Source organism: Pseudomonas sp. V88_4, from assembly GCF_029967985.1.
GTDB lineage: Bacteria > Pseudomonadota > Gammaproteobacteria > Pseudomonadales > Pseudomonadaceae > Aquipseudomonas > Aquipseudomonas glycinae.
In genome coordinates, this window is the sequence record NZ_JASCAF010000043.1 from 19,522 (window position 1) to 41,433 (window position 21,912).

A 21,912-nucleotide genomic window follows, 5' to 3' on the forward strand; every position below is an offset into this window, starting at 1 on the left:
AGGATTAGTGGCGGCTCTCATTTCAACATGGAGTAGAAATTGACTATGCACGCGCCAAATTCACCAGAGACCCAGAGGCACTTTATCCCTACGGTTTTCACCCGCCACAACCGCTTCCTCCACGCCCTCCTGCTTGATCATCAAGCCTGGTTCTGCGCTCAAGATCTGGGCCGCATGATGGGCCATCCCTTGAACCCACGCGTCACGCTCAAACTCGACCCCGACCAACGCCGCACCGTTCGGCTGCGCAAGTACGGCAAAGTTGTCGAGACACCGATGGTCAGCGAATCCGGCATGTACGCGCTGCTCGTCCATCATTTCATTCCGGAAAACCGCAATCTGCGGCAATGGCTGAGTAATGAGGTGATCCCCATCCTGCGGGAAACCAACTCAGTAACAGCGGAAAACTGCCCGAGCCTGAGCTCGGTGCATTGGGCAGGCGTCACCGTGCCGCTGTTGCATTGGCAACAACAGGCTTGGGTGAAATGGCGTGATATGCCTGAATTGGTGCTCGGTCAGCAGCCCTATCAGGTATCGGGGACATGTAGCTGACGGCCTCACTTGGGCTAATGAAAAAGGGGCGGACTCCAGAGTCCGCCCCTTCAATGTTCACCATCAACCTCGACACATTTCTGAGCGAGTCCCTAACTGATGCGCAACGCCATCCCCGCACTTCCGCCCATTCTCGAAATCATCCCGAGCGACGAGAATTTTGCTGAAGACTACCTGCAAAAATTCGTCAAACAATGCGCGGTCGCCGAGCATCTGCACGCAATCCATGTCGGCATCGCCGACGCTGACGCGGGTAAGTTGATTGATCTGGCCACCGTGAAAGCCAAATGGCTTTCACGGTGAACCTCCTGTTTCAAAACCGCGAAACACTCCTCATCGCATCCACCAGATACCGCATCGCAATCCGGTCGCTTTCCGACAACTCGCGGTAACGCTCCACCAGTTTCAGTTCGTCAGGACTGAGCCGGCGTCTTCGCCGGACGTTGGTGAGGCAGGGAAAGATGCCCAACATTTCGGTGATGCCTTGTCCTTTTGTCATGGACGATGTCCTTTTCCAGTACGTCAGAAATTTCTCGAAAACCGCATCGCCCTGCTCCTTTAAGCAGCGATTTGAGCCCTGCCGGTCGAATGGGTCGTGACCGGCGATGCCCATAGAATAGAAATTAAATCGGCGCTGAAAAGTGGTTTTTAGAGTAATTAGTCGAAAAAAGCAGATATGCCCTATAAATCAGAAAAGACTGTGGGATAAGTAACCGTAACGTCTTGTTTCATTGAGACGCTGTCGCCGTGATATCAATGAATTTTGCAAAATCGGCGAACCGATTAAGCTAGCGGGCATCTGTTACTAGTCCGTAGCGTTTGGCCGAAGGCTTGTCCGAACCGTAATTTCTGATCCAGTACGTGCCAGGAACGGCGCGGGATTGTCCACGACAGGTTGTATTTATGCACCGCAGGAATTTGCTCAAAGCGTCCATGGCCATTGCGGCCTACACCGGCCTTTCCGCCTCCGGCCTGCTCGCCGCACGCGCCTGGGCCGCCTCTGGCGGTGCCGCCGACGGTGAAGCCCAGGCCTTCGACTTCGAAACGCTGAAGCGCCAGGCCAAACAACTGGCCGGCAGCGCCTACCAGGACACCAAACAGGTGCTGCCGCCGACCCTGGCGACCATGACCCCGCAAAACTTCAACGCGATCCGCTACGACGGCGAGCATTCGCTGTGGAAAGAGAACAAGGGTCAGCTCGACGTGCAGTTCTTCCACGTCGGCATGGGTTTCCGTCAGCCGGTGCGCATGTACAGCGTCGATCCCAAGACCCGCACGGCCCGCGAGGTGCATTTCCGCCCTCAGCTGTTCAACTACGAAAACACCTCGGTCGACACCCAGCAGCTCAAGGGTGACTTGGGTTTTGCCGGCTTCAAGCTGTTCAAGGCGCCGGAACTGGATCGGCATGACGTGGTGTCGTTCCTCGGCGCCAGCTACTTCCGCGCGGTGGATGCCACTGGCCAATATGGCCTCTCCGCCCGTGGCCTGGCCGTCGACACCTACGCCAGGAAACGCGAAGAATTCCCTGACTTCACCAAGTTCTGGTTCGAGACCCCGGATCAGAACGCGACCCGCTTTGTGGTCTACGCCCTGCTCGACTCGCCAAGCGCGACCGGTGCCTATCGCTTCGACATCGACTGTCAGGCCGAGCGTGTGGTGATGGAAATCGACGCCCACATCAATGCCCGCACCGCCATCGAACAACTGGGCATCGCACCGATGACCAGCATGTTCAGTTGCGGCACCCACGAGCGCCGGATGTGCGACACCATCCACCCGCAAATCCATGACTCGGATCGTCTGGCCATGTGGCGCGGCAACGGCGAGTGGATCTGCCGCCCGCTGAACAACCCGGCAACCCTGCAATTCAACGCCTTCGCCGACACAGATCCGAAAGGTTTCGGTCTGGTGCAGACAGACCACGAATTCGCCAACTACCAGGACACCGTCGACTGGTACAGCAAGCGTCCGAGCCTGTGGGTAGAACCTACGACCGCGTGGGGCGAAGGCTCCATCGATCTCCTGGAAATTCCTACGACCGGCGAAACCCTCGACAACATCGTCGCGTTCTGGACGCCGAAGAAACCGGTGGCCGCCGGGGATTCGCTGAACTACGGCTACAAGCTCTACTGGAGCGCCCTGCCACCGGTCGGCACCCCACTGGCGCGGGTACATGCGACCCGTTCGGGCATGGGTGGATTTGTCGAAGGCTGGGCACCGGGCGAGCATTACCCGCCGGTCTGGGCCCGTCGTTTTGCCGTGGACTTCACGGGCGGTGGGCTGGATCGCCTGCCTCAGGGCACCGGGATCGAACCGGTGGTCACCTGCTCCAACGGCAAGGTGCAGGATTTCAGCGTGCTGGTGCTGGATGACATCAAGGGTTACCGGATCCTGTTCGACTGGTACCCGACCAATGACAGCGTGGAGCCGGTGGAACTGCGGCTGTTCATCCGCACCAACGACCGCACGCTGAGCGAGACCTGGCTGTACCAGTACTTCCCACCGGCGCCGGACAAGCGCAAATACCCTTGATGATTCTCTGACGTCGGATCGGGCCTCATCGCTGGCAAGCCAGCTCCCACATGGATATCGATTGATCACAGAGTTTGTGTACAACCGAAAACCTGTGAGAGCGAGCTTGCTCGCGATGGCGTCACTCCAGGCGACAGTAAAAGTGGATATCGTGAGGTTCGAGTGCAAACAGTTCGGGATCCGGTTGTTCCAGCAACCGGCAGCCTTGGCGTTGATAGAACTCCACGGTATTGCGCGACTCGGTCGCCGAGACGTACAGCGCCTCAGCCCCGACCTCCCGACCATGCTCACAAGCCAGTGCAAACAACCGCCCGCCCAGTCCCTGCCCGCGCCAGTCACGGCTGATGTGCAGAAACTTCAACTGCCGCATGTTCAGGCCCTGATTGTGAATAACCCGGTTATCCACAACCACTGCCGCCACCAGCGTCTCGCCATCGAAAATCCCGTGTAGCCATCCGCCGCTGCGCCAGCATTTTTCCAATACCCGCGCATTGTCCTCCGCCTCTCCTTCGGGCCAGCCGTGCATGTCGAAACGCGCCGGATACAGAATCAACTCACCGTTTTCCACGCGATAGCATTCTTCGACCAACTCGCTGCGGTCGATCAGCGCCAGCAGCGGCAAGTCTGATTCAGTCAGCTCACGTTCGATCAACATTGCGGTCCATTCCTTTGCAATTCCGGACGGCAGGCAAGAAAAAACCCGCCGGTTCAATGGCGGGTTTTATAGGCTTTGCGGCGGTTCGGAATCAATCCCGCAGATCAGACTCGTGAATTGGCTGATCCCGATGGGTCGCACGCTGATACTGCGCCGGCCACACCGCTTTGCGCCCGCCCAGGTCATCGTCGGCATGCAGTGGCCAGTACGGATCACGCAGCAGCTCACGAGCAAGGAAGATGATGTCGGCCTGACAGGTCCGCAGAATGTGCTCGGCCTGGGCCGGCTCGGTAATCATTCCCACGGTCCCGGTGGCGATGCCTGACTCCTTGCGCACCCGTTCGGCGAAGCGCGTCTGATATCCCGGACCCACGGGGATTTCGGCGTTGGCTGCCGTGCCGCCCGATGACACATCGATCAGATCAGCCCCCAAGGCTTTCAGGCGTCGCGCCAGCTCCACGGTTTCATCGGGATTCCAGCCGTCTTCCACCCAATCGGTAGCCGAAAGGCGTACGAACACCGGCAGTTCTTCCGGCCACACCGCGCGTACCGCCTCGGTCACTTGCAGCACCAGACGAATACGGTTTTCGAACGAACCGCCGTACTGATCGCGGCGCTGATTACTCAGTGGCGAAAGAAACTGGTGCAACAGATAACCATGCGCCGCATGCACCTCAACCACACTGAAACCGGCGGTCAGCGCACGTTTGGCCGCTGCCACGAAGTCCTGAATGACCTGGGCGATCTGACTCTCATCCAGCTGTTTCGGTTGAGTGTGTTGCGGGTCAAAGGCAATCGGCGACGGCCCGACCGGCGTCCAGCCACCGTCCTCCGGTTTGACGCTGCCATGTTTGCCGATCCACGGCCGATGGGTGCTGGCCTTGCGCCCGGCGTGAGCCAATTGAATGCCGGCCACTGCGCCCTGCGCGTTGATGAAACGGGTGATGCGTTGCAGCGGTGCGATCTGTTCGTCGTTCCACAGGCCCAGGTCTTCGGCGGTGATCCGCCCGTCGGCCGTGATTGCCGTGGCTTCGGTAAACACCAGGCCAGCGCCCCCCACGGCACGGCTGCCGAGGTGCACCAGATGCCAGTCGTTGGCCAGGCCATCGACGCTGGAGTACTGGCACATGGGCGACACGGCGATGCGGTTGGACAGGGTCAGTTGGCGGAGGGTAAAGGGTTCAAGCAGCAGACTCATGGGGCACCTCTCAAATCAGTGGGCAGGCTCCAGGGTTCTGTTTGAAAAGTCGACGAGTGACAGGAAAAAGGTGCAGCACCCGCCCCCGCGGGCAAAAAATTCGACAAGACGTCACAAGGCCAATCAAGCAGTGCTTAGAGCCTAGTCGACATCCGGGGATGAGGGAGGGTTCCGAAATGAAACAGCACAATTGAAGATGCCTGCGCCCTTCAGTAAAGGGCGCAATGATCTTTAGCGCGGTTCGATGTGGGCAATCATCAACTGCACGGTTTCATTACCGCGAAACTCGTTCAGATCGAGCTTGTAGGCCAGTTCGACCCATTTGATCGTGGGGTTCGGCCAGATATCGCGATCAATCCCGAACGCGATGCCATCGAGCTTCACCGAACCGCATTCGGTTTTCAGCACCACTTTCAGGTGCCGCTCACCCACAACCCGCTGCTCGACCAACTGGAACACCCCGTGAAACAGCGGCTCCGGAAAATGCTGGCCCCATGGCCCGGCGTGGCGCAGGGCACGAGCCAGTTCCAGATGAAACTCCTCGACCGCCAGCGTGCCGTCCGACAGCAGGCGCCCGGTCAGGTCTTCCTCTCGAAGTTGCCTGCGCACTTCGGCGTCGAAGGCCTCGGCGAACAACGGAAAATTCTCCTGGGGCAAGGTCAGACCAGCCGCCATCGCGTGGCCGCCGTACTTGCTGATCAGGTCTGGATGCTGCGCTGCCACCACGCTCAACGCATCGCGAATATGAAAGCCCTGTACCGAACGCCCCGAGCCCTTGAGCAGGCCGTCACCGGCATCGGCGAAAGCGATGGTCGGGCGGAAATACCGCTCTTTCATCCGCGACGCCAGAATACCGATCACGCCCTGATGCCATTCAGGATCGAACAGACAAAGACCAAACGGCATCGACTCGACCGGCAAGTCCTTGAGCTGGGCCAGCGCCTCACGCTGCATGCCCTGTTCGATGGACTTGCGATCCTGGTTCATGCCGTCCAGTTGCGCGGCCATTTCCCGGGCCAGCGCAGGGTCGTGGGTCAGCAGGCACTCGATCCCGAGGCTCATGTCATCCAGACGCCCCGCCGCGTTCAGACGCGGGCCGACGATAAAACCGAGGTCAGTGGAGGTAATGCGCGAAGCCTCACGCTTGGCCACTTCAAGGATCGCCTTGATCCCCGGCCGCGCACGCCCGGCGCGAATCCGCTCCAGCCCCTGGTGCACCAGAATCCGGTTGTTGGCATCCAGTGGCACCACATCGGCGACGCTGCCCAGCGCCACCAGATCCAGCAGTTCGCCGATGTTCGGTTGCGGCTTGCTCTCGTACCAGCCAAGGCTGCGCAGACGTGCACGCAAAGCCATCAACACGTAGAAAATCACCCCGACCCCGGCCAGCGCCTTGCTCGGGAACTCGCAGCCGGGCTGGTTCGGATTGACCAGTGCATCGGCCTGCGGCAGTTCATCGCCGGGCAAGTGGTGGTCAGTAATCAAGACCTTCAGGCCATGGCGCTTCGCGGCCGCGACACCTTCAACGCTGGAAATACCGTTGTCGACGGTGATCAGCAACTGCGGCTCGCGGGTCATCGCGACTTCGACGATTTCCGGGGTCAGGCCGTAGCCGTATTCGAAGCGGTTCGGCACCAGATAATCGACGTGCGCCGCGCCCAGCAGGCGCAAACCGAGCACGCCCACGGTGCTGGCCGTCGCGCCGTCGGCGTCGAAATCGCCGACGATCAGGATTCGCTGCCGCTGCTCCAGCGCTGTCACCAGCAGGTCAACCGCCGCATCGATCCCTTTGAGCTGCTGGAACGGAATCAGCCGCGCCAGGCTCTTGTCCAGCTCCGCCTCGGACTGCACGCCCCGCGCCGCATACAGGCGGGTCAGCAGGGGTGGCAGTTCACCGAGAAACGGCAGAGTGGCGGGCAACGGGCGAGGATCGATACGCATGGGGTGACAGGAGCTTCTCTTGAATACGTGGGATTTTTCGGGAGTAGTGCGGACTTAACCGCGCTCACCTTGCAGCCAGCTGAGCTGGACTTCGTGCTGACCACGGTCATCGGTAACGAAGATCGTGCCTTCGCTGATCATCACGTCCCACTTGATGACGCGGGGCATGTCCTTGGCCAGGGTTTCCAGCACTTCCTGCGGGACGGCGGCAATGTTGACGTTCTTCAGGTTCTTGATTGCCGGAATCACCTTGCCTTCCCAGACGCGCAGGCTGCCGTAGGCCAGCAGGCTGGTGCGCTCGGTGCGACGGGAGCACCAGGTCAGACGATCAGCGTCTGGCTGTCCGACTTCGATCCAGTGCAGGACACGATCGTCCAGGCTCTTTTCCCACAGCGCAGGTTCATCCACGTCCGAAAGACCACGACCGAACGACAGTTGCTCGTTGTACCAGAGCACGTAGGCCAACAGCCGCACGGTCATGCGTTCTTCGGTTTCCGAAGGATGGCGGGCGATAGTCTGCTTCACGTTCTCGTAGACGCTGCGGTCGAGATCGGTGAGGTTCAGTTCGAATTTGTAGGTAGTGGACGGCTGGGCCATGAACGGGCTTCTTGATACGAGGAAAGTCGGCAAGTCTAACCGATGCTGTAGGCAATCCACGAATTGATGGCGATCAACCTTGCGCGACTGACAGCCGGCTATGTTAAAACGCTGTATCTGCTCAGCCTTGTCCTACAGGATTTCGCATGCCGTTCGCCAACAAACCGCTCAGCGGTCTGAAAGTCATTGAATTGGGTACTTTGATTGCCGGGCCGTTTGCTTCGCGCATCTGCGGCGAGTTCGGCGCCGAAGTGATCAAGATCGAGTCGCCGGATGGCGGTGATCCATTGCGCAAATGGCGCAAATTGTACGAAGGCACATCGCTGTGGTGGTTCGTCCAGGCCCGCAACAAAAAGTCCCTGACGCTGAACCTGAAACACCCTGAGGGCCTGGCGATTCTGAAAAAACTGCTCGGTGAAGCCGACATTCTGATCGAGAACTTCCGCCCCGGCGTGCTGGAAAAACTCGGCCTGAGCTGGGAAACCCTGCATGCGCTGAACCCTAAACTGGTGATGGTGCGCCTGTCCGGTTTCGGCCAGACCGGGCCGATGAAGGACCAGCCAGGTTTCGGCGCGGTCGGCGAATCCATGGGCGGCCTGCGCTACATCACCGGTTTCGAAGACCGGCCACCGGTGCGCACCGGGATTTCCATCGGCGATTCGATTGCGGCTTTGTGGGGCGTGATCGGCGCGTTGATGGCCTTGCGTCATCGCGAGGTCAACGGCGGCCTCGGCCAAGTGGTCGATGTGGCGCTGTACGAAGCGATCTTCGCCATGATGGAAAGCATGGTCCCGGAGTTCGATGTGTTCGGCTTCATTCGCGAGCGCACCGGCAACATCATGCCGGGCATCACACCCTCCTCGATCCACACCAGCGCCGACGGCAAACACGTTCAGATCGGCGCCAACGGCGATGCGATCTTCAAGCGCTTCATGCTGATCATCGGCCGTGAAGATCTGGCAAACGACCCGGCGCTGGCCAGCAATGACGGGCGCGACAGCCGCCGTGACGAGCTGTACGGGGTGATCGATCGCTGGGTCAACTCACTGCCGCTGCAAACCGTACTGGATCTGCTGAATCAGGCCGAAGTGCCCGCCAGCCGGATCTTCAGCGCCGAAGACATGTTCAACGATCCGCAGTACCTGGCCCGGGAAATGTTCCTGCAGGCCAAACTGCCGGATGGCAAACCCTTCAAGATGCCAGGCATCGTGCCGAAACTCTCTGAGACACCCGGCTCGTCCGAATGGGTCGGACCGCAGCTCGGTGAACACAATGCGCAGGTACTCCACGATCTTGGCTACGACGAGAAGCAGATCGCCCGGCTGCGCGAAGACGGAGCCATCTGAGCTGAATCACCTGATGCCCTCGGCCTCGAACCGCGCCCACCATTGGTGGACCTGGCGGTTGTTCGGCCTGCTATTCCTGCTGGTGCTGCCGGCGTGGGCGCAGGCCAAGCCAACGCTGATCTGGCTGCTGCGCGACCTGCCGCCGCTGACGATCTTCGAGGGTCCGAAAAAGGGCCAGGGCGTTATCGATCAATTGATGCCGATGCTGATTGCCGGCATGCCGCAATACGAACACACCTTGATGCGGGTCAATCGCGCCCGTGGCACTCAAATGCTGCATGAACATCCCTTCGCCTGCGATCCGTCGCTGATCTGGAACAAGGAACGGGCGCAATGGATCGCCTTCTCCATCCCCGCGTTTCGCGCTGTCAGCAATGGGCTTGTGGTGCGTCGGAAAGATCGCGAAGTGCTGGAGCCGTTTCTGGTCGACGATGAAGTCGACCTGTCGGCATTTCTGGCCAACGGCGAGCGAAAAGTCGGCGTGGTAGCCGAGCGCAGCTATGGCGAGTACATCGATGCACTGCTGCGCCAGGCGCCGAACGGCGCGTTGACACCCCATTACGGTAACGACGCACTCGCCAGCCTGTTGTCGATGCAGCGCCTGGGGCGTTTGCAGGTGGTTTTGGGTTACTGGCCGGAAATCCGTTATCAGGCGCGACAGGCCGAGATAGCCGAGGAAGAATTGCTGTTCTTTGCAATTCGCGGCACAGACAAGTACCTGTCAGGCCATGTCGGCTGTACCGACACTACGGCGGGTCGACAGGCGATTACCGAGATCAATCAACTGTTGCGCACCCTGCCCCACGAGCATCTTGACCGGCTCTACGCCGACTGGCTTGACCCCGAGAGGCGTCAGGACTATCTGGAACAGGCTCGGATTTTCTTTCAGCAACAAGCCGCGCAGTGAAATCCGGGCAAAAAGAAACCCCGAGAAGTGGGGAGACGACTCGGGGTTAAACGTGGTCTGTATCAAAGACCCGTAGCAGCAAGCGACAAACACCGGAGCACAATGCTTGCTCCTGCTGTTACGGGGTCTGACTGATCTGGATGCAGGAAGGTTCCCACAAATGAATAATCAGTTTCAGAGGGCCGGGTGCTTGTCGAGGGCTGCGTTTCGCAACGCGGCGATCACACAGGGTTCCAGCCGGCCTTCGGCAATCAGGATGTCACGGTGCAGGCCGTCAACAACATCCATCAGCTGGCGCTTGTCGCTCAGTTGCGCCTGATTGAATTCTCGCTCCACCACGATCGCGCCGCTGCCATTCTTCAAGGTCACCAGGCATTCGCCGTGGCGCCCCCGAGGGGTCAACGTCACCTGATACGGGCTCAGAGCCTCACCGAGCAATAGACTGATACTTTCCATCTCGATCTCCACTCAATAGTCCGAAAACACAGTGTCTGGGGCGTGTTCACTGTAAATGACCACCGGCCCGAGAGGAAAGTTCTGCCGGTCACCGGCCTCTCCCGGAGCGTCACCCGGCCTGACGAAGCATGCAGGCTGAAGATGACAGAAAAACAACCGTCCGCCTCATGCACTGAGCGGATGTCGGGGTGGCGACAGGTAGGTGTCCAGCAACTTGCGCATCAGCACCGCCGAAACCGGCGTAGGCAGCTTGCCCAGAAGCCTCACCCCGTCGTCCTCCACGAGGCTCTCCAGATCGGCCAGCAGGCTGGGGGCTACCGTCCCCAGCAAAATCAATGCTCGTGCCCTTTGTCGAACGACCAGATGGGTGATCAGGGCCAGTCCGTCACCGCTTTTGAGCTGGGGATTGCATATGGCGATATCGACCGCGCCGCGTCGTTCAAGTGAACGCTTTGCCGAATCCAGCGTAGGGGCGGTCAATACATCGTAGATGCCGATGGCGTTGAGCATCTGGTGCAACGCCATCAACTGGAACGGATCGGGTTCAAGCAGCAGTATTTTGAGCGAGCGCATGGGACGACCTCTGAAGCGACAAGGGCGGATTCTCGCCGCAGTGGCCTGTCACTCTAGGGCAGTCGTCCTAAGCCTCCCATCGGAAAAGTAATCAGGTTTTATAGGACTTTTCCCAACTTCAATGCGGACATCGACAACCGTTTTCCTTCCGCCGCTGGGTGATATCCGTCCAACCGCCCAGCAGACCGCGCAGCTTTCCGTCAGCACTGTAAAAGGGCACCGTCCATTGGTAGATCTGTCGCAGCCCCCCCTTGAACAATAAATGCCGCTTGCAGAAGCGCGTCTTGCGCGTATGCATTTGCAACATGAACTCGTCATGCAGCATCAATGCGGTAGCCTGTGGCAGTGCATCAAACTCGAACAGCATGCGTCCCAGCACCTGCTCCTGCCGGACCGAAAGCGCATCCTCATAACTTCGGTTGCACATGAGCAATCGGCCCTGCAGGTCACGAACGAACACCGGGTCGGGCATCGCATCGATCAATGCGTGCTGAAAGGCCAGTTGATCGCCCAGGTCCTTTTCCGCCTCACGTCGCTGCTTCACTTGGGCCGCCAGTCGACGGTTCCACACTATCGACAGCAGGCCAAACAGGCCCAGAACGCCCATTGCCCAGCAGCCCCACTCGATCATTCGTGCGCCGATCGAGGGGGCGGGCACAGGGGAAACGCCTGCCAGCCATTTCAGACGCATGGACCGCAGCTCTGCCACCGAGAAAGCGCCCAAAGCCTTGTTGAGGATGCTCAGAAGCTCTGGCATTCCCTTGCGCACGGCCAGATGATCAGCCTCCCACTTGCCCTCCACCAGACCACCGACCTTGAGCAGGCCGGAGGGAAACAGCTGAGCACCTATCTCGTTTTCAATGGTGGCGTAGGCCTCTCCACTCTCGACCAGCGCGCGCGCTTCGGCATAGGTCTTGACGGAGCGGATTTCAATCGACGGGTAGTCGCGCCGAATACCTTCCTCCAGCGCATGCCTGGCCGGCAGCACCAGAACACGCTTGGCCAGGGTTTCAAGCGACTGAATAGCAGGTTCGCCCGCATGCCCGACAAACACCCACCCCGCCCCCCCGAACGCATGACTGAAGTCCAGAAATGCCCGGCGCTCTTCGTTCATCGCCAGTGTCGTGCTGATGTCCGCGACACCACTTTGAAGCCGTTCGAGCATGTGATCGGTGGAGAACGACTCCTGATGGACGAACTGCAGTCCGGTCATGGCGCTGATGTGTTTGAGCACATCGTTGTTCAAACCGCTCCATTGGCCATGTTCATCCTGAAACAGATACAGCGGGTATTGCACCGACGCCACAGTCACCCGGGGGTTATCTCGAATCCACTGACGCTCACGCTCATCCAGCTCGATGGGCTTAACAGCCTCCACCGCATCGGCATGCTTCGCCAGATGGGCTGATTCGCTCCACTGCGACAGCCCGAAGCCCCCCAATAAAAACAACCAGCACAGCCCTGGTTTCAATCCTGAAAAAAACCGCATTGCCACATCCTTCGTCATCGACTCGCCCGTCCTTCGTGGGCGAAACGCGCGCAGTGTGGCATGCAAAAACAAGAAAGCCCGTCAGGAGACGGGCTTCAAAATGTGACAGCTTTGCGCGCTTAAAGAGGCTTGCCGCGGTTGCCATGCTGACTGACAAAGGCCTGCACGGCTTTGAGCTCATTCGGCAGCACAGTGCAGCGCTCTTCTCTCTCAAACAAATCAGAAAGATGTGCAGGCAGTTCGAGAGCTTTTCCTACACCAGCTTTCTCCACCGCGTCCGGGAACTTGACCGGATGCGCCGTGCCCAGAATCACCATCGGAATGTCCAGGCTGCGACGGCATTCGCGAGCGGCTTTCACGCCAATCGCGGTGTGCGGATCCAGTACTTCACCGGTCTGTTCGTAGACTTCGGCGATGGTTTCGCAGGTTTGCGCATCGTCCACGGCCAGCGAATCGAACAGCTTGCGCGCCTCGGTCCAGCGTTCCTGTTCGACGCTGAAACCGCCGCCCTGCTTGAACGAATCCATCAGGCCGGCGATCGCCGCGCCGTTGCGACCGTGCAGGTCGAACAGCAGGCGTTCGAAGTTCGACGAGACCATGATGTCCATCGACGGCGACAGCGTGGCGTGCAGGGTTTCCTTGACGTACTGGTTGCCGCTCATGAAGCGGTGCAGGATGTCATTGCGGTTGGTGGCGACGATCAACTGGTTGATCGGCAGGCCCATGTTGCGTGCCAGGTAACCGGCGAAGATGTCGCCGAAGTTACCGGTCGGCACCGAGAACGACACCGAACGCGCCGGGCCACCCAATTGCAGGGCCGCGTGGAAGTAGTAGACGATCTGGGCCATGATCCGCGCCCAGTTGATCGAATTCACTGCAACCAGGCGGGTGCCCTTGAGGAAGCTCTGGTCGGCGAAGCTGGCCTTGACCATTTCCTGGCAGTCATCGAAGTTGCCTTCGATGGCGATGTTGTGGATGTTCTCACCGAGGATGGTGGTCATCTGCCGACGCTGCACTTCGGACACACGGTTGTGCGGGTGCAGGATAAAGATGTCGACGTTTTCGCAATGCTTGCAGCCTTCGATGGCGGCCGAACCGGTGTCACCGGAAGTGGCGCCGACGATCACCACGCGCTCGCCGCGCTTTTCCAGCACGTAGTCGAGCAGGCGACCGAGCAGTTGCAGGGCGAAGTCCTTGAACGCCAGGGTCGGGCCGTGGAACAGCTCCAGCACCCATTCGTTGCCGTTCAGCTGACGCAGCGGCGCAACGGCGTTGTGGGCGAACACCCCGTAGGTTTCTTCAAGAATCTTTTTGAAATCGGCGTCCGGAATGCTGCCGGTGACGAACGGGCGCATCACGCGGAAAGCCAGCTCGTGATACGGCAGGCCGGCCCAGGAAGCGATTTCTTCCTGGGTGAAGCGTGGCAGGTTTTCCGGGACGTACAGACCGCCGTCGGTGGCGAGACCGGCCAGCAGGACGTCTTCGAAATTCAGGGCCGGTGCCTGGCCGCGGGTACTGATGTAACGCATAGGGGCAAACCTTCGGTTTGAGCTCCAAGCTACGAGTGACAAGCCTCAAGTAAAAGCCGGACTGCTTTTCTCTTGTCGCTTGCAGCTCGAAGCTTGCAGCTGTTTCTGTTTAGTTCAAGTGCTCGACACGGATCCGCACAACCGGACCGACCACGCCCGCCAGCGCTTCGAGGGCGGCGATCGCGTCGTTGATGTGCTGCTCCAGCACGCGGTGGGTCAGCAGGATCATCGGCACCAGGCCGTCGTGTTCCTCGACTTCCTTCTGCATGATCGACTCGATGTTGATGCCGCGCTCCGAGAGGATGCTTGCCACCTGAGCCAATACGCCCGGATGGTCCTTGGCCTGAATGCGCAGGTAGTAGGCGCTTTCGCAGGCTTCGATCGGCAGGATCGGATGGGCCGACAGCGAGTCCGGCTGGAAGGCCAGGTGCGGCACGCGGTTTTCCGGGTCGGAGGTCATGGCGCGAACCACGTCCACCAGATCGGCGATCACCGACGAAGCGGTCGGCTCCATGCCGGCGCCGGCGCCGTAGAACAGGGTCGAACCGGCCGCGTCACCGTTGACCATCACCGCGTTCATCACACCGTTGACGTTGGCGATCAGGCGATCGGCCGGGATCAGCGTCGGGTGTACGCGCAGCTCGATACCGGCGGCGGTGCTGCGTGCCACGCCCAGGTGCTTGATGCGGTAGCCCAGCGCTTCGGCGTAATTCACGTCGGCGGTGGTCAGCTTGGTGATGCCTTCGGTGTAAGCCTTGTCGAACTGCAGCGGAACACCGAATGCGATCGAGGCCAGGATCGTCAGCTTGTGCGCCGCGTCGATGCCTTCGACGTCGAAGGTCGGATCGGCTTCGGCGTAGCCCAGCGCTTGCGCCTCGGCCAGCACGTCTTCGAAGGTGCGACCCTTCTCGCGCATTTCGGTGAGGATGAAGTTACCGGTGCCGTTGATGATCCCGGCGACCCAGTTGATACGGTTGGCGGACAGGCCTTCACGGATCGCCTTGATCACTGGAATGCCACCGGCTACCGCCGCTTCGAACGCCACGATCACGCCTTTCTCGCGCGCCTTGGCGAAAATTTCATTACCGTGAACGGCAATCAGAGCCTTGTTCGCGGTGACCACATGCTTGCCATTCTCGATGGCCTTGAGTACCAGCTCGCGGGCAACGGTATAGCCGCCCATCAGCTCTATGACGATGTCGATCTCAGGGTTCGTGGCCACTTCGAAGACATCGTTGGTAATCGCAATACCGGTCGTCTGGAACTGAGGCTTTGGCGTGCGCATGGCAATTTGTGCCACTTCGATTCCACGCCCGGCACGACGAGCAATTTCCTCGGCGTTGCGCTGAAGTACGTTGAAGGTTCCGCCACCGACGGTCCCTAACCCACAGATGCCTACTTTGACCGGTTTCACTGTGAACTCCCCATAAAACGGCCGACGCGAGGCCGGCCGTGAAAACAACCGCAGGTTCGCGGCTCTCTGTTGATGGCCCGGCAATCCTGCCGCCGGACCACGCTCGTCAACACCTGAGCGTGACGATGCGAATTACTTCGCGCCCAGCGCCAGTTTGGCGACTTGTGGCGCAGGCTGGTAGCCCGGAATGACTTGTCCGTCAGCCAAAACGATGGCCGGTGTGCCGTTCACGCCGATCGACTGACCGAGGGCGAACTGTTTGGAAACCGGGTTCTCGCACTTGGCGGCCTTGATTTCCTTGCCATCGACCATTTTGTCCATGGCCGCTTTCTTGTCTTTCGAGCACCACACGGCTTGCAGCTGCTCGTCACCCGGCGAGCCGAGGCCCTGACGCGGGAACGCCACGTAACGCACTTCGATGCCGCGTTTGTTCAGCTCCGGCACTTCGGCGTGCAGCTTGTGGCAGTACGGGCAGGTGGTGTCGGTGAAAACGGTGATGTGCGACTTGGTTTCGCCCACGGCCGGGTAAACCACAGTCTCGGCCACCGGGATCGCATTGATCAGTTTGGAAATGCCCAGGCGTTCGGTCTTCTCGGTCAGGTTGACCGGTTTTCCGTCCTTGAGCTGGAACAGGTAACCCTGAACGATGTATTGGCCGTCGGCGCTGGCGTACAGCACACGGCTGCCCTTGAGCTTGACTTCATACATGCCCGGCAACGGGCTGGCGCTGATGCTTTCTACCGGAACCTCGAGTTCGAGTTTTTCCAGGCTTTGACGAATGGCTTTGTCGGCCGCGTCATCGGCGGCGGCAAAGGTGCTGACCAACGCAATGGCTGCGGCGGCGAAAATCTGGGTCAGACGCATGAGAACTCCTGAAGGCGGACAAATGGAACGATCAGAACGCCCGTGCCGGAACACCGGGTCATAACCGCCCATCGTGCAAACCGGCAAAGCCTACCACATAAGGCTGGCGTGGCCGAATGCGCCTGTCGCAAGACAAAACGGGCTCAGCCACGGGGGTGATGTTTGGCATGCAGATCCTGCAACCGTGCGCGGGCGACGTGGGTGTAGATCTGCGTGGTCGACAGGTCGCTGTGGCCCAACAGCATCTGCACCACCCGCAAGTCGGCGCCATGGTTGAGCAAGTGGGTGGCAAACGCGTGACGCAAGGTGTGCGGCGACAGCGATTTACTGATGCCAGCGACCTTGGCCTGGTGCTTGATGCGGTGCCAGAAGGTCTGCCGAGTCATCTGCTCGCCGCGCTGACTGGGAAACAACACATCGCTCGGGCGCCCGCCCAGCAGCTCGCCGCGACCGTCGCGCAGGTAGCGCTCGACCCAGACAATCGCCTCCTCGCCCATCGGCACCAGCCGCTCCTTGCTGCCCTTGCCCATCACCCGCAACACCCCCTGACGCAGATTGACCTGTTCCAGCGTCAGGCTGATCAGCTCGGTGACACGAAGACCGCAGGCATACAAGACTTCGAGCATGGCGCGGTCACGCTGGCCGATGGCTTCGCTCAGGTCTGGCGCCTTCAGCAGCGCTTCGACGTCGGCTTCCGACAGGGATTTGGGCAATGGCCGACCGAGCTGCGGCATATCCACGCGTAAGGTCGGATCGACCGAAATCAGTTTTTCCCGCAGCAGATAGCGATAAAAGCCACGTACACCGGAGAGAAATCGCGCGGTGGAACGGGGTTTGTAGTTCTGTTCCAGACGCCAGGCCAGGTGGTCAAGGATCAGTTCACGACCGGCATTGATCAGTTCGAGACCTTTCTCTTGCAACCAGCCGTTGAACAGCGCGAGATCACTGCGATAGGCGTCGCGAGTGTTGTCGGAGAGACCTTTTTCCAGCCAGAGGGCGTCGAGAAACTGGTCGATCAGTGGGTGGTCGATGGCAGGCATGGGCGCTCAAGACACGCAGGCTTGTCACTGCGCGCAAATAAAGAGTGAACGGTTGAAATGGCCGCTAGTCTTTCATAGCCCGCTATTTCAAGGAACAGGGAGCTTCAATGAACGAGCAGCAAATTCTGTTGGCTTTCGGTGGTATCGGTGCCGCCGCGCTGGGCTGCCAATGGCTTGCCTGGCGCCTGAAGCTGCCGGCGATTCTGTTCCTGCTGCTGACCGGGATTCTGGCGGGCCCCGTGCTGGGCTGGCTCGACCCGCAGGAAATGTTCGGCCCGCTGCTGATGCCATTGGTGTCGCTGGCAGTGGCGCTGATTCTGTTTGAAGGCAGCCTGACCCTGCATTTGTCGGAATGGCGCGAGATCGGCAGCGTCGTGCATCGGCTGGTCACCATCGGAGCGCTCTCGACCTGGATAGTGATTGCGGTCGCGACCCACTGGCTGCTGGGCTTCGACTGGCTGCTCGCCATCCTGTTCGGCAGCCTGACCCTGGTTACTGGCCCGACCGTGATCGTGCCAATGCTGCGCGTGGTGCGGCCGAAAGCTTCGATCGCCAATATCCTGCGCTGGGAAGGGATTGTGATCGACCCGATCGGCGCGCTGCTGGCGGTGGTGGTCTACAGCTTCATCATTGCTCGGGCCGAAGGAAATGGCCTGGAACAGAGCCTGCTGACGTTCGGCGGGGTGATTGCCTGCGGCAGTGCGTTCGGCGTTGCCGGCGGCTGGCTGCTCGGTACGATCATTCGGCGCCAATGGTTGCCGGAGTATCTACACAACCTGGCATCGCTCGCCGCAGTGCTGGGGATATTCATTGCCGCCAACCAGGTCATGCACGAATCCGGTCTGCTGGCGGTGACGCTGATGGGCATGTGGCTGGCGAACATGAAAAACGTGGATGTGCGGCACATCCTGCACTTCAAGGAAAACCTCAGCGTGCTGCTGATTTCCGGGTTGTTCATTTTGCTGGCGGCGCGACTGGATCTGAACGCGTTGATCGGCCTCGGACCGCTGGTGCTGATTCTATTGCTGGTAATCCAGTTGATCGCCCGACCGCTGAACGTGGTATTGAGTACCGCCGGTTCGAGCCTGAGTTGGCGTGAGCGTGCACTGTTGTGCTGGATTGCCCCGCGCGGGATTGTCGCGGCGGCGGTCTCGGCGATCTTTGCGATTCGCCTGGATGAAGCGGGCCATGAAGGCGCGCTGTTGCTGGTGACGCTGACTTTCGCGGTGATCATCGGCACCGTCGTGCTGCAAAGTGCGACTGCCCGGCCTCTGGCGCGTCTGTTGAAGGTTGCGGAACCAGCGCCGAGCGGCTTCCTGATCGTCGGTGCGAACGGGCCTGCGCGCCTGCTCGGCAAGTCGCTGCAACAGCTGGGCAGCCGGGTGCTGCTGACGGATTCAAGCTGGGAAAACATCCGCGCGGCGCGCATGGATGGCTTGCCGACCTACTTCGGCAACCCGGCGTCGCAGCACGCCGATGCGCATCTGGACCTGGTCGGACTGGGGCATCTGCTGGCGCTGTCACCGTCCGGCGAACTCAACACGCTGGCCGCCATGCGCTTTCGTCATGACTTCGGCCATCAACGCCTGTTCGGCCTGGCCAGTGGTCAGGAAAGCCGGCGCAGCGACAAGCACCGCGCCAGCCTCGAACATCGCGGCAATCAACTGGGGAGCGAGGCGCTGACTTACGCCAGACTGGCCAGCCAACTGGGCCAGGGCGCCGAGCTGTACAGCACGACTCTGACGGAGGGGTTTGGCTGGGACGATTACCGGGCGCTGCATGGCAACCGCGCGACGCTGCTGTTCATGCGCGATGACAGTGGTTGGGTGCACGTGGTGACGCCGGAGACCACGCTGAAACCGGGCTCGGGATGGACGTTGCTGGCGCTGATTCAGCCTGAGAGCGTCAGCGCCTGACAGATCAAATCGCGGGCAAGCCCGCTTCCACAGTGTCCGTGTCGAACACAACAGCAGCGGACAACACAAAATCTGTGGGAGCGGGCTTGCTCGCGAATGCCGCGACTCAGTGCTGGATCAGGCCGCAAACCCCGGCAGCACCGGCACCGGGCGCTTGTCATCATCAATCGCTACAAAGCTGAACTGCCCGTGAATGGCTTTCTCACGCCCATCGCAGCTCATGCTTTCAACGAACACTTCCACCTCGACCTTGAGGCTGGTGTTGCCGACCTTGATCACTCGCCCGACCAGTTCGACGATGGAACCTGCCGGGATCGCGTGATTGAAGTCGATGCGATCGGTGGACACGGTCACCAGCGGCAAACGGCAAAACCGTGTGGCGGTGATGAACGACACTTCGTCCATCCAGGCCAGCGCAGTGCCGCCGAACAAGGTGTTGTGGTGGTTGGTGGTCGGCGGGAAAACCGCCTTGGTCACGCGGGTCACCGAGAGTTCGGTGCGGCGTTCGATTTCTTGCTCGCGAGGGGTCATGGGTCAGGCCTGAAACGGAATACTGTGGATAAATTGCGGGCAACAAAAAAGCAGCCCGTAGGCTGCTTTTTTCTGCATCGGAAGCTGGACTTAAGCCAGTTTTTCCTTGATGCGAGCTGCTTTACCCGACAGGTCGCGCAGGTAGTACAGCTTGGCTTTACGTACGTCACCGCGACGTTTGACAGCCATGCTGTCGATCTGCGGGGAGTAGGTCTGGAAAGTACGTTCTACGCCAACACCGTTGGAGATTTTACGAACGGTGAACGCACTGTTCACGCCGCGGTTACGCTTGGCGATTACAACGCCTTCGAACGCTTGCAGACGGGAACGATCGCCTTCCTTCACTTTCACCTGAACGACGATGGTGTCGCCTGGGGCAAAGGTAGGGATTTCTTTGGTCATCTGCTCTGCTTCGAGTGCAAGGATGATTTTGTTGGTCATGCTGTGCTCCTAAGGTAAATCGTCTGATCTACCATCGATACGTTGTTAACTATCGTCCCGCTCGCGGATGTATTCCTCGAGCAGCTTCTTCTCTTCTCCAGAAAGCGAGCGGCTTTCCAGAAGATCGGCGCGTCGTTCATAGGTCCGACCAAGGGACTGCTGTAAACGCCAACGCCGGATATGCGCGTGATTGCCACTCAGCAACACGTCGGGAACACGCTGATCCGCATACACCTCAGGTCGGGTGTAGTGCGGGCAATCCAGCAGACCATCCGTAAAGGAATCTTCCTCAGCGGAATCCGCATGCCCTAAAGCTCCGGGCAGCAGTCGTGTAACCGCATCGATCATGACCATGGCCGGCAGCTCGCCGCCAGACAACACATAGTCACCAATCGACCACTCTTCATCGACATGAGCCTCAATAAAGCGCTCGTCAATGCCTTCATAGCGACCGGCAATCAGGATCAATGCATCCGATTTCGCCAGTTCGCGTACCGCCGACTGAGTCAGTTGACGGCCTTGGGGGGACAGGTAAATCACCTTCGCCGCCTCCCCGGCTGCTGCCTTGGCCTGAACCAGAGCATCTTCCAGGGGCTTGATCTTCATCACCATGCCCGGACCACCGCCAAACGGGCGATCGTCCACAGTGTGATGTCGATCCGTCGTGTAATCCCGCGGATTCCAACAGGTCAGCTGCAAGAGCCCCTGTTTGACCGCACGACTGGTAATGCCGTACTCACTGATGGCCGAGAACATCTCGGGGAACAGCGTAATGACGTCTACGCGCAGGCTGGCCATTGCTTAGAAGTCCGCGTCCCATTCCACCCTCATCACGCCTGCTTCCAGGTCGATTGCCAGCACGCATTGCTCCGTATAGGGCAACAACCGCTCGCGATCATCCAGGCTGCCAACGCAGGGCTTGACCACCAATACATCGTTCGCGCCGGTCTCCAACAGGTGATCAACCTTGCCGAACAATTGTTCGTCCTGGTTGATGACGCTCAGACCTTCCAACTGGTACCAGTAGTACTCGTCGGCGGTCAGGTCGGGCAAAAGGCTTCGCGGGATGCAAATCTCGTAACCGCTCAGAAGACGGGCTTCATCGCGATCGTCGAGGCCTTTGAGCTTTACAACCAGATCCTTTTGAGTGGATCGGCCGCTGACCAGCTCGACCTGTTTCACCACGCCTTCGCGCCGAAGCGTCCAGTTGCGATAGCCCAACAGGTTTTCAATCGGATCGGTAAAGGAAAAGACCTTCACCTCGCCGCGAACGCCGTGAACCGAAAAAATCTTGCCGACAACGATCAGGTCATCAGCTTTTTCTGGCGTCGCGCTCATACTGCTCAGGCTGCAGCCTTGGCAGATTCCTTCAGCAACTGAGCAACACGCTCAGAAGGCTGTGCACCAACGCTCAGCCAGTAGGCAACGCGCTCTTGGTTCACGGACAGACGGATTTCCTGACCACGGGCAACAGGGTTGAAGAAACCAACCTGTTCTTTGTGGGAACCGTCACGCGGGTTGCGGGAGTCGGTTACGGTCAGGTGGTAAAACGGGCGCTTTTTGGAGCCGCCAAGGGCAAGACGGATTGTTAGCATGTGAACATCGTTCCTGTAGTCGGTGCTGCAAATCTAAATGCACAGCGGGCATGGGTGCCCGAAAGGCCGCATATTCTAAGGAATATCCGGACTTTTGCAAATGACTTTTTCCGGCGCCTGTGGCATGCCGTGCAGATTTGCATATGGGGCCGTCGTTTAACACGGCCGGTCAGCTCCCGCCGAGTGCGGGTTTGCTGTGGATCCCGCTTCCTTGCGGGGTCTGCGCCGGTGCGACGACCGGCGAGATTCCAGTGTCCCGTCTCATCCATTTCGCTCACTTATGGCGAATGGCTGATGCCCTCAAGCAAGGCGCCGCGACGAGTCATAGCCCGCTAT

At 59.7% G+C, this 21,912-nt stretch carries 23 protein-coding genes; 6 read left to right on the forward strand and 17 right to left on the reverse strand.

The annotated features are described in order from the left end of the window. Nucleotides 1–45: 45 nt before the first annotated feature. Both QLG12_RS19435 and QLG12_RS19440 read left to right on the forward strand, forming a co-directional pair. Entirely contained in the window at nucleotides 46–552 is a 507-nt protein-coding gene (locus QLG12_RS19435; RefSeq protein ID WP_197869815.1) for a Bro-N domain-containing protein, read from the forward strand. Nucleotides 553–651: 99 nt separating this feature from the next. Next, nucleotides 652–855 carry a hypothetical protein gene (locus QLG12_RS19440; RefSeq protein WP_197869801.1) on the forward strand — a complete coding sequence of 68 codons (204 nt, stop codon included), beginning with the start codon at nucleotides 652–654 and terminating at the stop codon, nucleotides 853–855. Between the two features lie 10 nt (nucleotides 856–865). Here the strand turns inward: QLG12_RS19440 and QLG12_RS19445 are convergent, their stop codons facing one another. Continuing rightward, nucleotides 866–1,051: a hypothetical protein gene (locus QLG12_RS19445; RefSeq protein WP_007954656.1), complete on the reverse strand. Its 186-nt coding sequence runs from the start codon at nucleotides 1,049–1,051 to the stop codon at nucleotides 866–868. A 404-nt stretch (nucleotides 1,052–1,455) separates the two neighbouring features. Between QLG12_RS19445 and QLG12_RS19450 the strand changes: the two genes are divergently transcribed. Continuing rightward, a complete protein-coding gene (locus tag QLG12_RS19450) occupies nucleotides 1,456–3,084 on the forward strand; it encodes a glucan biosynthesis protein D (RefSeq protein ID WP_197869800.1) in 1,629 nt (542 codons plus the stop codon). A gap of 121 nt (nucleotides 3,085–3,205) precedes the next feature. On the opposite strand, the gene QLG12_RS19455 is transcribed toward QLG12_RS19450, so the two are convergent. The 4 genes from QLG12_RS19455 to QLG12_RS19470 form a co-directional block, all read right to left on the reverse strand. Then, nucleotides 3,206–3,739 (reverse strand): GNAT family N-acetyltransferase, encoded by a 534-nt coding sequence (locus QLG12_RS19455; protein ID WP_197869799.1) that lies wholly within the window; start codon nucleotides 3,737–3,739, stop codon nucleotides 3,206–3,208. Between the two features lie 91 nt (nucleotides 3,740–3,830). After that, complete coding sequence (locus QLG12_RS19460) at nucleotides 3,831–4,937, reverse strand: NADH:flavin oxidoreductase/NADH oxidase (RefSeq protein WP_197869798.1); 1,107 nt, start codon at nucleotides 4,935–4,937, stop codon at nucleotides 3,831–3,833. Between the two features lie 231 nt (nucleotides 4,938–5,168). Then, nucleotides 5,169–6,878 (reverse strand): single-stranded-DNA-specific exonuclease RecJ, encoded by a 1,710-nt coding sequence (gene recJ / locus QLG12_RS19465; RefSeq protein ID WP_039769572.1) that lies wholly within the window; start codon nucleotides 6,876–6,878, stop codon nucleotides 5,169–5,171. A gap of 54 nt (nucleotides 6,879–6,932) precedes the next feature. Beyond that, nucleotides 6,933–7,475, reverse strand: a complete 543-nt coding sequence (locus QLG12_RS19470; RefSeq protein WP_197869797.1) for a YaeQ family protein — start codon at nucleotides 7,473–7,475, stop codon at nucleotides 6,933–6,935. Between the two features lie 146 nt (nucleotides 7,476–7,621). On the opposite strand from QLG12_RS19470, the gene QLG12_RS19475 reads away from it, so the two are divergent. Both QLG12_RS19475 and QLG12_RS19480 read left to right on the forward strand, forming a co-directional pair. Then, nucleotides 7,622–8,821 carry a CaiB/BaiF CoA-transferase family protein gene (locus tag QLG12_RS19475; RefSeq protein WP_236193160.1) on the forward strand — a complete coding sequence of 400 codons (1,200 nt, stop codon included), beginning with the start codon at nucleotides 7,622–7,624 and terminating at the stop codon, nucleotides 8,819–8,821. 13 nt (nucleotides 8,822–8,834) lie between these two features. Continuing rightward, a complete protein-coding gene (locus QLG12_RS19480) occupies nucleotides 8,835–9,728 on the forward strand; it encodes a TIGR02285 family protein (protein WP_197869795.1) in 894 nt (297 codons plus the stop codon). 174 nt (nucleotides 9,729–9,902) lie between these two features. Here QLG12_RS19480 and QLG12_RS19485 read toward each other — a convergent pair whose 3' ends face one another. From QLG12_RS19485 to xerD, 7 genes are all read right to left on the reverse strand, one after another. After that, entirely contained in the window at nucleotides 9,903–10,184 is a 282-nt protein-coding gene (locus QLG12_RS19485) for a DUF3509 domain-containing protein (RefSeq protein WP_197869794.1), read from the reverse strand. Between the two features lie 165 nt (nucleotides 10,185–10,349). Further along, on the reverse strand, nucleotides 10,350–10,757 hold the full coding sequence (locus tag QLG12_RS19490) for a DNA-binding protein (protein WP_236193161.1): 408 nt from the start codon (nucleotides 10,755–10,757) through the stop codon (nucleotides 10,350–10,352). A 118-nt stretch (nucleotides 10,758–10,875) separates the two neighbouring features. Next, nucleotides 10,876–12,246 (reverse strand): transporter substrate-binding domain-containing protein, encoded by a 1,371-nt coding sequence (locus tag QLG12_RS19495; RefSeq protein ID WP_108559745.1) that lies wholly within the window; start codon nucleotides 12,244–12,246, stop codon nucleotides 10,876–10,878. Between the two features lie 119 nt (nucleotides 12,247–12,365). Next, nucleotides 12,366–13,775, reverse strand: a complete 1,410-nt coding sequence (gene thrC / locus QLG12_RS19500) for a threonine synthase (protein ID WP_064382412.1) — start codon at nucleotides 13,773–13,775, stop codon at nucleotides 12,366–12,368. 109 nt (nucleotides 13,776–13,884) lie between these two features. Further along, nucleotides 13,885–15,189, reverse strand: a complete 1,305-nt coding sequence (locus tag QLG12_RS19505; RefSeq protein WP_011332618.1) for a homoserine dehydrogenase — start codon at nucleotides 15,187–15,189, stop codon at nucleotides 13,885–13,887. Nucleotides 15,190–15,321: 132 nt separating this feature from the next. Beyond that, nucleotides 15,322–16,053, reverse strand: a complete 732-nt coding sequence (gene dsbC / locus QLG12_RS19510) for a bifunctional protein-disulfide isomerase/oxidoreductase DsbC (protein WP_197869792.1) — start codon at nucleotides 16,051–16,053, stop codon at nucleotides 15,322–15,324. A gap of 143 nt (nucleotides 16,054–16,196) precedes the next feature. After that, the gene (gene xerD / locus QLG12_RS19515) at nucleotides 16,197–17,093 is read right to left on the reverse strand and encodes a site-specific tyrosine recombinase XerD (RefSeq protein ID WP_282475098.1); all 897 of its coding nucleotides are present in this window, start codon (nucleotides 17,091–17,093) and stop codon (nucleotides 16,197–16,199) included. Between the two features lie 107 nt (nucleotides 17,094–17,200). Between xerD and QLG12_RS19520 the strand changes: the two genes are divergently transcribed. Further along, a complete protein-coding gene (locus tag QLG12_RS19520) occupies nucleotides 17,201–19,009 on the forward strand; it encodes a sodium:proton antiporter (RefSeq protein WP_282475099.1) in 1,809 nt (602 codons plus the stop codon). 117 nt (nucleotides 19,010–19,126) lie between these two features. Here QLG12_RS19520 and QLG12_RS19525 read toward each other — a convergent pair whose 3' ends face one another. The 5 genes from QLG12_RS19525 to rpsP all read right to left on the reverse strand — a co-directional run bounded on the left by QLG12_RS19525 (nucleotide 19,127) and on the right by rpsP (nucleotide 21,576). Further along, nucleotides 19,127–19,540, reverse strand: a complete 414-nt coding sequence (locus tag QLG12_RS19525; protein ID WP_011332614.1) for an acyl-CoA thioesterase — start codon at nucleotides 19,538–19,540, stop codon at nucleotides 19,127–19,129. 90 nt (nucleotides 19,541–19,630) lie between these two features. Then, complete coding sequence (gene rplS, locus QLG12_RS19530) at nucleotides 19,631–19,981, reverse strand: 50S ribosomal protein L19 (protein WP_003175895.1); 351 nt, start codon at nucleotides 19,979–19,981, stop codon at nucleotides 19,631–19,633. 45 nt (nucleotides 19,982–20,026) lie between these two features. Continuing rightward, the gene (gene trmD / locus QLG12_RS19535) at nucleotides 20,027–20,779 is read right to left on the reverse strand and encodes a tRNA (guanosine(37)-N1)-methyltransferase TrmD (RefSeq protein WP_003221981.1); all 753 of its coding nucleotides are present in this window, start codon (nucleotides 20,777–20,779) and stop codon (nucleotides 20,027–20,029) included. A gap of 3 nt (nucleotides 20,780–20,782) precedes the next feature. Continuing rightward, nucleotides 20,783–21,319 carry a ribosome maturation factor RimM gene (rimM, locus tag QLG12_RS19540; protein ID WP_011332613.1) on the reverse strand — a complete coding sequence of 179 codons (537 nt, stop codon included), beginning with the start codon at nucleotides 21,317–21,319 and terminating at the stop codon, nucleotides 20,783–20,785. Between the two features lie 5 nt (nucleotides 21,320–21,324). Further along, nucleotides 21,325–21,576: a 30S ribosomal protein S16 gene (gene rpsP / locus QLG12_RS19545; RefSeq protein ID WP_003185073.1), complete on the reverse strand. Its 252-nt coding sequence runs from the start codon at nucleotides 21,574–21,576 to the stop codon at nucleotides 21,325–21,327. Nucleotides 21,577–21,912 lie beyond the last annotated feature (336 nt).